Annotated in this window: 15 protein-coding genes; 6 read left to right on the top strand and 9 right to left on the bottom strand. The window is 73.2% G+C overall.

Translation table 11 applies throughout. The features are described 5' to 3' along the window. The first annotated feature begins 126 nt into the window (after window positions 1-126). A complete protein-coding gene (locus CHF15_RS12605) occupies window positions 127-1107 on the top strand; it encodes a D-cysteine desulfhydrase family protein (protein WP_089223820.1) in 981 nt (326 codons plus the stop codon). A gap of 13 nt (window positions 1108-1120) precedes the next feature. On the opposite strand, the gene CHF15_RS12600 is transcribed toward CHF15_RS12605, so the two are convergent. Next, the gene (locus tag CHF15_RS12600; protein WP_089223819.1) at window positions 1121-1882 is read right to left on the bottom strand and encodes an alpha/beta hydrolase; all 762 of its coding nucleotides are present in this window, start codon (window positions 1880-1882) and stop codon (window positions 1121-1123) included. Then, window positions 1879-3042, bottom strand: coding sequence for an MFS transporter (locus CHF15_RS12595; RefSeq protein ID WP_410169637.1), 1164 nt, complete (start codon window positions 3040-3042; stop codon window positions 1879-1881). The genes CHF15_RS12600 and CHF15_RS12595 overlap by 4 nt, the downstream gene beginning before the upstream one ends. Window positions 3043-3141: 99 nt before the next feature. Between CHF15_RS12595 and CHF15_RS12590 the strand changes: the two genes are divergently transcribed. Continuing rightward, window positions 3142-3900 carry a DeoR/GlpR family DNA-binding transcription regulator gene (locus CHF15_RS12590; RefSeq protein WP_089224000.1) on the top strand — a complete coding sequence of 253 codons (759 nt, stop codon included), beginning with the start codon at window positions 3142-3144 and terminating at the stop codon, window positions 3898-3900. A 4-nt stretch (window positions 3901-3904) separates the two neighbouring features. Then, a complete protein-coding gene (locus CHF15_RS12585) occupies window positions 3905-4570 on the top strand; it encodes an HAD family hydrolase (RefSeq protein WP_089223817.1) in 666 nt (221 codons plus the stop codon). Between the two features lie 44 nt (window positions 4571-4614). Here CHF15_RS12585 and CHF15_RS12580 read toward each other — a convergent pair whose 3' ends face one another. Both CHF15_RS12580 and CHF15_RS12575 read right to left on the bottom strand, forming a co-directional pair. Continuing rightward, window positions 4615-5052 (bottom strand): Fur family transcriptional regulator, encoded by a 438-nt coding sequence (locus tag CHF15_RS12580; protein WP_089223816.1) that lies wholly within the window; start codon window positions 5050-5052, stop codon window positions 4615-4617. Between the two features lie 135 nt (window positions 5053-5187). Continuing rightward, window positions 5188-5397 carry a DUF2180 family protein gene (locus tag CHF15_RS12575; protein WP_179279760.1) on the bottom strand — a complete coding sequence of 70 codons (210 nt, stop codon included), beginning with the start codon at window positions 5395-5397 and terminating at the stop codon, window positions 5188-5190. Window positions 5398-5542: 145 nt separating this feature from the next. Here CHF15_RS12575 and CHF15_RS12570 point away from each other — a divergent pair, with 145 nt between their 5' ends. Next, on the top strand, window positions 5543-5905 hold the full coding sequence (locus CHF15_RS12570; RefSeq protein WP_179279759.1) for an aldo/keto reductase: 363 nt from the start codon (window positions 5543-5545) through the stop codon (window positions 5903-5905). Window positions 5906-5977: 72 nt separating this feature from the next. Here CHF15_RS12570 and CHF15_RS12565 read toward each other — a convergent pair whose 3' ends face one another. Beyond that, on the bottom strand, window positions 5978-6466 hold the full coding sequence (locus CHF15_RS12565) for a carboxymuconolactone decarboxylase family protein (RefSeq protein ID WP_089223813.1): 489 nt from the start codon (window positions 6464-6466) through the stop codon (window positions 5978-5980). Window positions 6467-6591: 125 nt separating this feature from the next. Between CHF15_RS12565 and CHF15_RS12560 the strand changes: the two genes are divergently transcribed. Further along, a complete protein-coding gene (locus CHF15_RS12560; protein WP_089223812.1) occupies window positions 6592-7518 on the top strand; it encodes a pirin family protein in 927 nt (308 codons plus the stop codon). Window positions 7519-7573: 55 nt separating this feature from the next. On the opposite strand, the gene CHF15_RS12555 is transcribed toward CHF15_RS12560, so the two are convergent. Then, on the bottom strand, window positions 7574-8425 hold the full coding sequence (locus tag CHF15_RS12555; protein ID WP_089223811.1) for a formate/nitrite transporter family protein: 852 nt from the start codon (window positions 8423-8425) through the stop codon (window positions 7574-7576). A gap of 530 nt (window positions 8426-8955) precedes the next feature. Here CHF15_RS12555 and CHF15_RS12550 point away from each other — a divergent pair. Continuing rightward, a complete protein-coding gene (locus tag CHF15_RS12550; protein WP_089223810.1) occupies window positions 8956-9798 on the top strand; it encodes an IclR family transcriptional regulator domain-containing protein in 843 nt (280 codons plus the stop codon). 64 nt (window positions 9799-9862) lie between these two features. Here CHF15_RS12550 and CHF15_RS12545 read toward each other — a convergent pair whose 3' ends face one another. The 3 genes from CHF15_RS12545 to CHF15_RS12535 are packed head-to-tail and all read right to left on the bottom strand — an operon-like array spanning window position 9863 to window position 12736. Then, window positions 9863-10720 carry a dioxygenase family protein gene (locus CHF15_RS12545; protein WP_089223809.1) on the bottom strand — a complete coding sequence of 286 codons (858 nt, stop codon included), beginning with the start codon at window positions 10718-10720 and terminating at the stop codon, window positions 9863-9865. A gap of 2 nt (window positions 10721-10722) precedes the next feature. Then, window positions 10723-11553 (bottom strand): citryl-CoA lyase, encoded by an 831-nt coding sequence (locus CHF15_RS12540; RefSeq protein ID WP_089223808.1) that lies wholly within the window; start codon window positions 11551-11553, stop codon window positions 10723-10725. After that, on the bottom strand, window positions 11546-12736 hold the full coding sequence (locus tag CHF15_RS12535; protein WP_089223807.1) for a CaiB/BaiF CoA transferase family protein: 1191 nt from the start codon (window positions 12734-12736) through the stop codon (window positions 11546-11548). The genes CHF15_RS12540 and CHF15_RS12535 overlap by 8 nt, the downstream gene beginning before the upstream one ends. Window positions 12737-12952: the final 216 nt, after the last annotated feature.

The following is a 12952-nucleotide window of genomic DNA, read 5'->3' as shown; positions in this document are numbered from 1 at the left end:
GTGACGGCAGCCACCGCGCCCCCTCCCGCCCTACCGGACCGTCGGGGCCGCCTGGAAGCCCACAATGGAGTCCACCGGCGTCCCGGAGCGCCGGTCACGTCGCCGTCAGAACCTGGAGCGCAGCCGATGCCCGGCAAGATCACGCTGTCCGCCTGGCCCACCCCCGTCGAACCCATGCCCCGGCTGGCCGCCGCCCTCGGCCTGGACGCGGACGACCTGTGGATCAAGCGTGACGACCTCATGGGACTCGGTGGCGGCGGCAACAAGGTCCGCAAGCTGGAGTGGACGGTCGGCGAGGCACTCGAAGCCGGAGCGGACACCCTGGTGACGGTGGGCGCGGCGCAGAGCAACCACGCCCGGCTCACCGCCGCGGCCGGGGCGCGCCTCGGACTCGGCACCGTCCTGGTCTTCCCCGGCAAGGAACCCGAGGCCGGGTCGGGTACCGGCAACCTCGTCCTCGACGGGCTCTTCGGCGCCCGGGTCGTCTGGGCTGGTGACGCGGAGCCGGCCGAGCTCGCGGGCGCCGCCGAGGACGTCTGCGTACAACTGCGCCGCGAGGGCGCGCGGCCCCACCTCATCCCCTTCGGCGGTTCCAGCGCCACCGGCGCCCGCGGCTACGTCGAGGGCGGCGAGGAGCTCCGCACCCAACTGCCCGACGCCGCCCATGTGGTGGTGGCCCTCGGCTCCGGCGGCACCATGGCCGGTCTCGTCGCCGCGCTGGGTGAGGAGCGGGTGCTCGGCGTCCACTGCGGCGCCGTGACCGAGCCGGCCGCGATCGTCGCGGACCTGGCCGGGGCGGTCGCCCGCCGCGCCGTCGCCCCGGAGGCACTGCGCATCCGCACCGACCAGGTCGGCGCCGGCTACGCGACGCTCCACGAACCGGTCCTGGAGGCGATGCGGACGGCGGCGGCCACCGAGGGCATCGCCCTTGACCCCACCTACACCGGCCGCGCGATGGCCGGTCTGGTCGCCGCCGTACGCGACGGCGGCATCCGCCGCGGGGAGCGCACCGTCTTCCTGCACACCGGCGGCCTGCCCGGGCTGTTCGGGCACGCCGAGGCCGTACGCCGCTCGGTCGCCGCGCTGCGGCCGTACGAACGGAGCTGACCGGCCGGGACGTTCACACCCCGTCGTGCAGGACGGCGTCGACGAAGCGGCCGCGCGGCCGCGGGTTGCCGGTGAACCACAGGGCGAGCCGGTGCTCCGCGTCCGGGTAGGTGAGCCGGGTGAAGCGGGCGCGGGAGCCCCCGAGCGCGGTCGCGACGGCCTCGGTGACGGCCGGCGGGATCACCGCGTCCGCGGCCGGTGTCGCGAGCACCGCCCGGCAGGACAGGGACCGGAAGGTCTCGAGGGCGGGCGAGGTGCGCCAGCTCTCCGGTGTCCGGATGATCTCGGTGAAGCCCGCCCCGAAGGGCACGCTCCAGGCCTCGGCGGCGTACACGGCGGGGGCGCACAGGCCGACGGAGGCCACGCGGGCACCGTAGTGCCGCGCGAGGTCGGCGACGGTCTGCCCGCTCATGCTGAAGCCGATCACGGCCAGCCGGTGCCGGGCCGGGACGTGCCCGTCGATGACCGCCCTGGCTTGCAGGAACCGCCGTCTCAGGCTGGATTCGGCGAGCCGGCCGGTGCTGTCCCCGTGCCCCGAGAAGTCGAGGGAGAGGGCGTGGTGACCCCGCTCGGCGACGTCGGTGAGCAGTCCGGTGAGCCGCTGCCGGTCGCTGGTTCCCGCACCGTGCAGGACGACGGCCGTCAGAGGGGCGGCCGGGCCCCGGTCCGCCGTGACCGGACGCGCCGCCGTGCAACCGAGGGTCTCGCCGTCGCAGTTCACGGTGAAGGCCTCGATCGCGGCGGGGCTCGTGTCCGTGTGGTCGGTGCCGGTCATGCCGTCGGAACCTCCTGGTGTGCCGCCGGGGCGGTGCGCGCGGGCGGGCGCAGGATGCCGGCCGTCGCGGCCGCGACGGCACAGCATGCCACGGGCAGCAGGAAGGTGAGGTTGAGCGGCATCAGGTGGGTCAGCGGTCCGATGACCGCCGGGCCCGCGAGCATGCCGAGGTAGCCGAGCCCGGCGACCCGGGAGACGTTGGCGCCCGCGGCGGCGGGATCGGCGTGGCCCGCGGCGCTGAACAACTGCGGTACGCAGCCGGACAGTCCGGCGCCGAACACGGCCCAGCCGGCCACCGCCAGCGGCACCCAGGGCGACAGGGCCGCCGTCAGCAGTCCGGCGGCGGCCACCGAGGCGCCGCCCCGCAGGACGGCCAGGGAACCGACCCGCGCCGCCAACCGGTCCACGAGGAACCGGCCGACCGTCATGGCGGTGGCGAAGGCCCCGTAGGCGAGCGCGGCGGTGGCGGCCGGCGCGTCCAGCACGGTGCTCAGGTGGAGTGTGCTCCAGTCGTTGGCCACTCCCTCGCACATCATGATCATCAGCGCGAGTACGGCGAGCGCCCAGATGCGCCGCGGCGTCTTCCTGCGGACCGCCGGGCCGGCGTCCGCCGCCTCCGGGGCGCGGGCCGCGGGCCGCAGCAGGGCGGGTGCCGCCGCGACCGCCGCGACGACCCCCAGCGCCGCCACGGCCCCGAGCGTCCACGCCGGGCTCCAGCCCTGGCTGAGGGTGCGCGCGCCCACCAGCGCGGCCAGGACGCCGCCGACGGAGAAGGTGGCGTGGAAGGCCGACATGACGGGGCGTCCGTAGGCGTGCTCGACCTGGACGGCGTGGGCGTTCATGCTCACGTCCAGACAGCCGTTGCCGATGCCCAGCAGCAGGAGGCCCGCCCCCAGGGTCCACGCGTCGCCGGCCAGACCCGGCAGGACGACGGTGGCGCTGCACAGCGCCGCACTGACCGGCACGACCGTTCGGGCACCGAGACGGTCGGTGAGGGGGCCGACGATCTGCATGCCCGCGAAGGCCCCCGCGCCGAGCAGCAGCAGGAGCCAGCCGAGGGTGGCGTGGCCGATCCCGGTGCGGTGCTCGATCTCCGGGATGTGCACGATCCACATCGCCAGCAGGAAACCGTTCAGCACGAAGTAGGCGAAGGTGGCCATCCGGGCGGCCCGAGGTGTTCCGTTCACGCATCGAACATAGCGAACAGGGATCGGTTTCGAAACCTTGCCTTTCGAACGTCGAAGATGTTCAATGCTGTCATGGCTGGCACCGACCGACTCAGGCAGATCACCGAGGCCGTACAGGAGGCGGGACGCCTCGGCGTCGCCGAACTGGCCGCCCTCACGGGCGCCTCGGAGATGACCGTCCGCCGCGACCTGGAGGCGCTGGCCGCCCAGGGCGTGCTGGAGCGCTACCGGGGCGGCGCGCGGAGTCTGCTGCTGCGCGGCGAGGAACCGCCCTTCGGGCTCAGGTCCCAGGAGGGGCAGGAGACCAAGGTGCGCATCGCCGAGGAGGTCGCCGGCTTGATCGCCGACGGCGAGGCCGTCGTACTGGACAGCGGTACCACCTGCCTGGAAGTGGCCAGGGCGCTCGCACAGCGCCGGCTGACGGTGATGCCGCTGTCCCTGCACTCCGTGAACGCCCTGACCGGTGCCCCGCACCTGACCCTGCTCGTCCCCGGCGGGCGGCCGCGGCCCGGCGAACTGGCGCTCACCGGGCCGCTGACGGAGGCCTCACTGGCCGCGTTGCGCTTCGACACCGCCGTGATCGGCTGCTGCGGGCTCAACGCCGCCAACGGCCTCACGGCCTACGACCTGGACGACGCCGCCGTGAAGCGGGCCGCGATCGCCTCCGCCCGGCGCGTCATCGCCGTGACCGAGGGCGCCAAGCTCTCCCGTACCGCCCTCGCCTTCGTCGCCCCCGCCACCGCGCTGCACGCGGTGGTCACGGACGGGTCCGCGCCGCAGGACGCGGTCGGCGCGCTGTCCGCGGCGGGCGTCACGGTGCGGCAGGTGTGACCCCGTGCCCGGCACCGTACTCTTCGACCTGTTCGGCGTCATCGCGTGCCCGCAGTCCGCGGAGGGCAGGGAAAGGCTGGCGCGGCCGGCCCTCGCGGCGGGGGTGCCCGCCGCCCGCTTCTGGGACGCCTACTGGGGGCTCCGCCCTCCCTACGACCGCGGTGAGCTGACCGGTCCCGCCTACTGGGGCGGCGTGGCGGCCGCGCTCGGGACCCGCTTCGACGGCCGGCGCACGCAGGCGCTCATCGCCGCCGACGTCGACAGCTGGAGCGCCGTCGACCCCCCGATGGTCGCCCTCGTCGAGGAACTCGCCTCCCAGGGGTGCCGCATCGGGCTGCTCTCCAACATCCCCGAAGAACTGGCCGCCCACTACGAGGCCCGCCACGCCTGGCTGCGGCACTTCCAGGTGCGCGCCCTCTCCTGCCGCACCGGCCTCGTCAAACCCGACCCCGCCGCCTACCGCTGGTGCCGGGACGCGCTGCGGGAGGAACCCGCCCGCATCCTCTTCGTGGACGACCGCCCGGAGAACATCCGCGCGGCGCGGGCGGCCGGCATGCGCGGCCACCTCTTCACCACCCCCGCGCGGCTGAGGAAACTTCTGTTGCGCGCTGCCGTGCTCCGGCCGTCCTCGGGCGATGTCGCCGAGGCGCGGGATGCGCACGGGACATGAGGGGGCGTCAGCCCCGGGAGCCCGGTGCCGTGCCGGGCGGTCGCTCACGCGCCGGCGGTCGCCTTACGGCACGCGGGGCACAGGCCCCACCAGGTGATCTCGGCCTCGTCGACGACAAAGCCCTTGTCCTCCACGGGGTCCAGGCAGGGGGGCGTGCCGACCGTGCAGTCGACGTCCTCGATGTGCCCGCACCTGCGGCACACAAGGTGGTGGTGGTTGTCGCCGACGCGCAGTTCGTAGCGCGCGGCGGATCCGGCGGGCTCGATGCAACGGATCAGCCGTGCCCTGGTGAGGTCGTCGAGCACGTTGTAGAGGCCCTGTTTGGACAGTCCTCCCGTGCCCGGGGAGCCGACGCCGATCCGCGCCTCGAGTTCCGAGGCGGTGGAGTGGGGATGGCCGCGGAGGGCGGTGAGGATGGCGCGGCGCTGTGCCGTGCTGCGCAGCCCCTTGCTCTTGAGCAGGTCGCCCGCTGACTGCTCCATGGCCGGCGTCACGCTCCTTCCGGGGCGCCGTGCGGGTGTCGGCCCGCAGGCGGTCGCGTCGCCCGCCGCCCGGCGGTACGCGCGAGATTTGACAAGGTCAATTCTAGTCGACGCGCCGCGCCGAGGTGCCCGTGCTCAGTCGGTGGTCTCGGCCGTGTGGCACGTGGCGCAGACGACCCGGCGTGCGGGCAGGCGGCTGGTGGCCCGCCCGAGGCCCTTGGGCTGGTGGACGGGGAGGCGGACGACGCGGGAGTGGTCCGCGCAGGTGAACAGGCCGCAGCGGGTGCAGACGCCGATGCCTTCGCTGTCGTGGCGCGCTTCCTGGACGCAGTCGTAGCACTTCACGCGAGTTCGCTCCGGGGAGGGTGGGGGAGGGGCGCGGCTCTCGTCGCCCCGCACCTCGAACGTAAAGGCGAGAATTGACCGAGTCAAATCTTGGCGGGGGTGCGTTCCGCCGTACGGGACGGCTCAGGCCTGCGGCCGCCGGAGGGTGCCGTACCACTGCGACTCGGCGAGGTCGCGGGCCACCGCCTCGTCCCGGGCCGGGTCGCCGATCGCCACGGTCGACGAGGCGCGCGGCTACGACGTCGTCGAACGCCTCGACGAGATCGCCGCGCGGCACGCCGCGACGGTCGCCCAGGTGGCCCTCGCCTGGGTGATGCGGCAGCCCGGGGTCAGCAGCGTGCTGGTCGGTGCGACCCGCATGGACCAGCTGCGGAACAACCTCGCCGCGGCCGAGCTCACGCTCACCGAGGACGACCTCGCCGCGCTCGACGAGGTCAGCCGCCTCGCCCCGGAGTACATCGAGCGGGTGCAGAGCGGCCCGGGTGTCCAGCGGGACCCGATCGGCTGACCCCGCAGGACCGGCAAGGGCGCGGCCCCGCCGACCGACGGCGGGTCGCGCCCCTTGGCGTACGGCCGTGCCTCACTGCTTCGGGCCGGGGCGGACCGGGTGCTTGCTCAGGATGGAGACCCGGTTGAAGGAGTTGATGGTGATCGCCACCCAGATGAGGGCGGAGAGCTCGTCGTCGCCGAACACCTCGCGCGCGGCCTGGTAGGCCTGCTCCTGGGCGGTGGCGTCGGTGGGGTCCGTGGTCACCTCGGCCACCGCGAGCGCGGCACGCTCGCGCGCGCTGAACAGTTCGGTGTCGCGCCAGGCCGGCAGCACGGTCAGCCGCTGCGGCGTCTCGCCCGCGTTGAGGGCGGCCCTGGTGTGCCGGTCGAGACAGAAGGCGCAGCCGTTGAGCTGCGACACGCGTATGTTCACCAGCTCCACCAGGTCCCGTTCGAGCCCGGCCTCGGCGGCCACGGCACGTACGGTCTCGGCGGCGGCCACCATCGCCTTGTAGGCCCGCGGACTCTGCTTGTCGATGAAGATCCGCCTGCTCGGCCGAACCGCCGTGGTGTCGCTCACCAGCACTCCTTCGCAGGGCCGTCTCCGGCCGCCGTGGGATGCGCCGTCGTCCGTGGCGGGCATCGCCGTATCATCACCACCATGATTGTTGAAATTCGAAGCAGTCGTTGTGTGAGAAGCGCGACATGAGCGAGTCCCAGGCAGAGACCGCCGTGGAGATCCTGTCCGCCCGCGACGTCCCGCTCGGCGGTCCCCGTGCGATGACGGTGCGGCGCACCCTGCCGCAGCGGAACCGCTCGCTGATCGGCGCCTGGTGCTTCGCCGACCACTACGGTCCGGACGACGTCTCCGACACCGGGGGCATGGACGTCGCGCCCCACCCCCACACCGGGCTCCAGACCGTGAGCTGGCTCTTCAGCGGCGAGATCGAGCACCGCGACAGCCTCGGGACGCACGCCTACGTGCGGCCCGGCGAGCTCAACCTCATGACCGGCGGGCACGGCATCAGCCACTCCGAGGTCTCCACCGAGCGCACCACGGTCCTGCACGGGGTCCAGCTGTGGGTCGTGCTCCCCGAGCGGGACCGCGACACCGCCCCCGCCTTCCAGCACTACGTACCGGAGCCCGTGGCGCTCGGCGGGGGCGTGGCGCGGGTGTTCCTGGGGTCCCTGGCCGGCGCCACCTCGCCGGTGGCGACCTTCACCCCGCTGCTCGGTGCCGAACTCGCCCTCGATCCCGGTGCGACCGTCACCCTGGCCGTCGACCCGGCCCACGAGCACGGCCTGCTCGTCGACAGCGGCGACGTCGAGATGGCCGGCACACGGCTGAGCCCGGCCGATCTCGGCTACCTGGCCCCCGGCGGCGACACCCTGACCCTGACCAACCACGCCGACGCCCCCGCCCGGGCGGTGCTGCTCGGGGGTCCGCCCTTCGAGGAGCGGATCATCATGTGGTGGAACTTCATCGGCCGTACGCAGGAGGACATCGAACAGGCCCGCTCCGACTGGATGACGGGCACCCGGTTCGGTGAGGTCGAGGGCTACGGCGGTGACGCGCTGCCCGCCCCGGAGCTGCCGCGCGTGCCCCTGAAGTCGCGGGGGAACACGCACTGACCGGCGCGGTCCGGCGGTGGCCCCCCGGGCCCGCCGCCGGACCGGCCCGCGTCGTTCAGACCGGGACCGACTCCGGAGCCTCGACGGGGGCGGGCCCGCCGGCGGGCCTCCCCGGCCTGCCGCGGCCCAGGAACGCGTACGCGGCGCCGACCAGCAGGCCGCCGCCGACGAGGTTGCCGAGGCCCACGAACAGCAGGTTGCGCGCGAAGCCCGCGGCCGTCGCGTCCGGCACGTGCTCGAACATCCCCAGCGAGTAGTACGTCATGTTCGCCACGACGTGCTCGAAGCCGGAGCCGACGAACGCCAGCAGGGCCCAGAAGATCACTGTGATCTTGGCGCCGTCCGACTTGGTCCGGGCGGCCATCCACACGCCCAGGCAGACCAGGAAGTTGCAGAGCACACCGCGGAAGAACAGCGCCGAGCCGGACTCCGCGGCCTTCGTCTTGAGCAGGGTGGTGAGCAGCGCGAGGGCCGGCGCGGTGTGCCCGGGAGCGGCACCGGCGCCGATGACCCCGCTGCCGTGCACCACCAGGGCGAAGAGGACGGACCCGATGAGGTTGCCCACGAACGAACCGACGATCAGGGCCGCCGCGTTGGCACCGCTGATGCTGCGGACGAGGAAGCCCTGGACGCTCGTCATCATGTTGCCGGTGGCGAGTTCGGCGCCGGCGAAGACCACCAGGATGAGCCCCACGGCGAACAGCAGGCCCTGGACGAGCTTCGTGAACGGCGACCCCGCGGCCGCCAGCGGTCCGGTGACCGTGAGCAGCAGCACGGCCGCGATCCCGATGAACGCGCCGGCCAGCAGGGAGCTGACCAGATAGCGGCCCGGGCTGAGGAGGCCGGCGGCCTTGTCGGCGGCGGTCCGCCCCTGCTCGTCGAGGGCCTGGGACACGGGGATCGGCATGGTGTCACCTCTTCACTGATGTACCGGAATGTCCGTCCTGCATTTCCCGATGCTAGGTCGGAGGAGGCGGCGAAAAGGAAAAGGAGTTGCACGTCACAAAGGGAAGGGCGAGTTCTTCCATCGGCGGGCAATCGGCGACGTATGGCCGGGTCAACGAGAATTCATCCATCGGTAAAGTGGCGCTCTGTGACGGGTCGAACCGCAGGTGGGAGCCGGTCCATGGGGTCGCGGTGGGGGGAGGCTCCGGATGCCTCACCGCATTGTCGATTCTGATGAATGGCACAGGAAACTACCGGTCGGACGGCTCCGTCCGTGGAATGCCGGTGGTGGCGCGTGGGGCTGGGGTGCGACCGGGTTCTCTCGGGCCCGACAGCCGCGGACGATCGTCCGTATAATGGCCACCGAGAGGATGCCCGTGCGGTCGGGGCCGGCGAAGGGGAACGGACGCAGGCGCGACGCCGTCTGCGGGCGGTCCGCCCTGCGGTCACCGGTGGAGCGGGCATCGCCGACGTGGACGCGGGAGGCATCGGATGGCAGGGCGCGGAAGCGGTCCGGACTTCGTGGAGGCACTGGCCCGCGGGCTGGACGTGCTGGGCTGCTTCGACGCCCGGCACCGCCGGCTGACGCTCAGCGAGATCGCCGCCGCCACGGGGCTGGCGCGGCCGACCGCGCGTCGTCTGCTGCTGACGCTCGAGGAACTCGGCTACGTCCGCACCGACCAGGGCGCGTTCACCCTCACCCCGCGCGTGCTGCGGCTGGGCATGTCCTACGTGGGCTCGCTCGGCCTGTGGGACGTGGCCCGCCCCCACATGGAGGCGCTGGTCACGCAGACCGGGGAGTCGTCCTCGATGGCGCAGCTGGACGGCTCGGACATCGTCTACGTGGCCCGGGTCTCCGTACCGAAGATCATCGCGCTGCGGGTGGACATCGGTACCCGGTTCCCCGCCCCGCAGACCTCCCAGGGCAAGGTGCTGCTCGCCGCCCTGGGCCCGGAGGAACTGGAGGCCGTCCTGGCCGAGCCCAGCCGCTCCGGGCTTCCCGCCTTCCCGCGCCCGACGCCCGAGGAGTTCGCCGCGGAACTGCGCACGGTCCGGGCTCGCGGCTGGGCGCTGGCCGACGAGGAACTCGCGCCCGGCGTACGGTCGGTCGCCGTGCCCGTGCGCGACGGCGACGGGGCGGTACGCGCGGCGATGAACGTCACCGTGCACGCCGCCGAGACCGGGGTGGACGTGCTCACCGGCACCTACCTCCCGCTGCTGCTGCGCGCGGCCGGGGACGTCTCGGCGGACTGGGCGCTGTGGCAGAGCCGCCCGCACAGCGAGGTCCGGCCGGCCGCCGCGCCGGCCCCCGGCGGTGGTACCGCCACGGGCTGACGCGTCCGGCATCCGGCATCCGGCGGTTGGTGCGGTCCGGTGCGGGCCGGTGTGAACCGGTTGATCAGCCGGACTGCAGGACGAAGTCGAACTCGGCCCGCAGATACGGGACGTCGAGCGTCGTGCCGTCGGGGGCGGGTCCCGCCGGCCGCTCGTGGAACCGCACCACCAGCGCTTCCTTCGTGCCGAAGACGACGTCGCTGTCCAGGTACTCGCTGCCCTCCTGGAACAGATGGGTGATCAGCTTCTCGTACCCGGGCTCGTTGATCAGGAAGTGGACGTGCGCGGGGCGGAAGTGACTGATGTCGGTGGTGCTGATCAGGTCGCCGACCGGTCCGTCCATGGGGATCGCGTATCCGCGGGGGGCGATGGTGCGGACGCAGTAGGTGCCGTCCTCCCGGGCCTGGTACTTGGCGCGCAGCCGGGCTTCGTCGATCTCGGGGAGCTGCGCCTCGTAGGCGCCGTCGGCGTCCGCCTGCCACACGTCGAGGACGGCCCCGGGGACGGGCTTGCCCTCCAGGTCGGTGACCTTGCCGGTGACGAACAGCGGTGTCCCGGGGATGCCGTCGGACATGTCGAAGCCGTACGGGGCGGCGGGCGATCCGTCGATGTGGAACGGGCCGAGGACGGTGGCGGGGGTGGCCTGGGGCGCGAACCTGTTGTTCAGCTGCACCACGAGGGTGCTGAGCCCGAACACGTCAGAGGCGAGGATGAGTTCCTGGCGCTTGGCGTCGCTGATCCGGCCCGCCTCGGTCAGCCACTGGATCGCGGCCATCCATTCGTCCTCGCCGAGTTCCACCTCGCGGGCGAACGCGTGGAGATGGCGGACCAGGGCGGACATCAGCTGCGCCTGGCGCGGGTCGTGGGAGGTCGCCCAGCGCTGGGCCGCCAGCTCGGTGAGGTTGTCCTCGTTGACGAACATGGTCACTCCTTGGTGTTCCCTGCGGATTCGGTGTCCGGCCGGGGCGGGACGGGCCGGTTGTTCAGGTCGACGGAGAGGAAGATGTCGTTCGCGACCGGATCGCGCATCTCCTCGGCGAGTTGGCCGATGAGCCCGGCGGTGCGTGCGAGCAGGGCGAATCCGCGCAGCAGCGGGAGCGGCAGTCCGAGGTCGGCGAGTGCGGCCCCGCAGACGCCCGCGCCGTTGAGCGGCAGGGTCCTGCCGAGGACCTGGGGGTGTACCCGGCCGATGGCCGCGAACAGCGACAGGTGCGGGCCGAACAGGCCCTCCTCGGCGGCGATGTCCATCAGCCGGGGCGTGCGCGGGTCACCGTCCTTGTGCACGTGGTGGCCGAGGCCCGGGACGAACCGGCCGGCCGCCCGCTGCTCGCGGACCAGACGGAGCGCCAGCTCGTCCCAGCCGGTGTCGTCGCGGGGCGGTTCGCCGTGCGCGGCCAGCGCCTCGTGCAGGAACGTCCCGGTGTCCTCGGTGACGCCGAGGAAGCGCGAGCCGCCGCCGAGCAGGCCCGCGGCGAGCGCGCCCTGGACGGAGTCCGGCGCGGACAGATAGGTCAGCCGGGTGACGATGGCCGTGGGTGTGAAGCCGTGGTCGGCCAGGGCAGCGAGAACGGCCTCGAAGACCCGGGTCTCGCCGCGGCTCGGGCGGCGCTGCGTCGCCAGCCAGAAGGCGAGTTCGCCGAAGCCGACCGTGCCCATGATGTCCTGGGCGAGGTCCTGGCCGAGCAGGGTGATGCTGGTGCGGTCCGAGGCGCCCAGCGCGGTGGGGTAGCCGCCGGGCGCGGACGGGTCAGTCACGGGTGTCCTCCGGGTCCCGGGCGAGCCATGCCCGCAGTTCGGCGCCGTGCTCGTCGAGCTCGGGCGGCGGCAGCCGGTACACGGCGGGAGTGGCCGAGAAGGTGACCGGGTGGCGGGTCGTGGGCACCGCGCGCTCTCCTTCGCCGACGGTGACGACCGGGTCGAGCCCGAACCGCTCGGCCATGGCGAAGCCGCCGTCGATGGTGTTGATCGGCCCGCTCGGCACGCCCGCCGCGACCAGCAGCTCGAACCATTCGTTCGCGCCGCGCTTGACCAGCTGCTCCACGAGCAGCGGCCGCAGCTCCTCCCGGTTCGCGGTGCGGTCGGCGTTGCGCGCGAACCGCGGGTCGTCGGGGACCCCGGGGATGCCGAGGACCTCGCACAACTTGCGGAACTGCCCGTCGTTGGCGGCGGCCACGATCAGGTCGTTGTCGGCCGTGGGGAGGGGTTCGTACGGGAAGACGCTCGGGTGCGCGTTGCCCATCCGGTACGGGACCTCGCCCCCGGCCACGTAGGCCGAGCTGTGGTTGACCAGTCCGGTCAGCGCCGACGACAGCAGGTTGACCTCGACGTGCTGGCCCTCGCCCGAGGCGTCGCGGTGCCGCAGGGCGGCGAGGATGCCGATGGCGGCGTGGTTGCCCGCCATGACGTCGAAGACCGAGATCCCGGCCCGGTACGGAGGGCCGCCCGTCTCCCCGGTGAGGCTCATCAGCCCGGAGACGGCCTGCACCATCAGGTCGTAGCCGGGCACGTCGCGCCCGGCGCCGGAGCCGAAGCCGCTGATGGACGCGTAGACGACGGCCGGGTTGCCGGTGCGCACCGACGCGTAGTCCAGGCCGTACTTGACGAGGCCGCCGGGCCGGAAGTTCTCGATGACGACGTCCGCCCGGCGCGCGAGTTCGCGCGCCGCCTCCCGGTCGGCCTCGCCGCGCAGGTCGAGCGAGATCGAACGCTTCCCGCGGTTGATGCCGAGGTAGTAGGTGGACACCTCGTCGCGTACCGGGGGCGTCCAGCTGCGGGTGTCGTCCCCCTGCGGACCCTCGACCTTGACGACGTCCGCGCCGAGGTCCGCCAGCAGCATCGTGGCGTAGGGGCCGGCGAGGATCCGGGAGAAGTCGGCCACCAGCAGCCCGGACAGCGGGCCCGCCGGGCCCGGTCGTGCAGGCGCGGTGCTCTCTGACATCCAGTGTCACCTTTCATCTGACCGCAGGACGGACAGCCGTCCGTACCCGTGATTCTGTTGCGGAAAGCCGGGGCCGTCAAGGGTGATCGCCAAGGCCATGGCCGGTCAGAGGCCTGTCGTTACTGCGGTGTCTCGTTTTGCGACAGGGGCCGCGCCTCTTCGGGGACGTGTGACTCCCGAACCGCGTCTTGAGGCTAGCGCTCGGTCCGATGGCCG

Source organism: Actinacidiphila glaucinigra, assembly GCF_900188405.1.
Taxonomy (GTDB): Bacteria; Actinomycetota; Actinomycetes; order Streptomycetales; family Streptomycetaceae; genus Actinacidiphila; species Actinacidiphila glaucinigra.
Note: the sequence above shows the minus strand (reverse complement) of the source record. Positions and strands in the feature narration are given on the sequence as shown.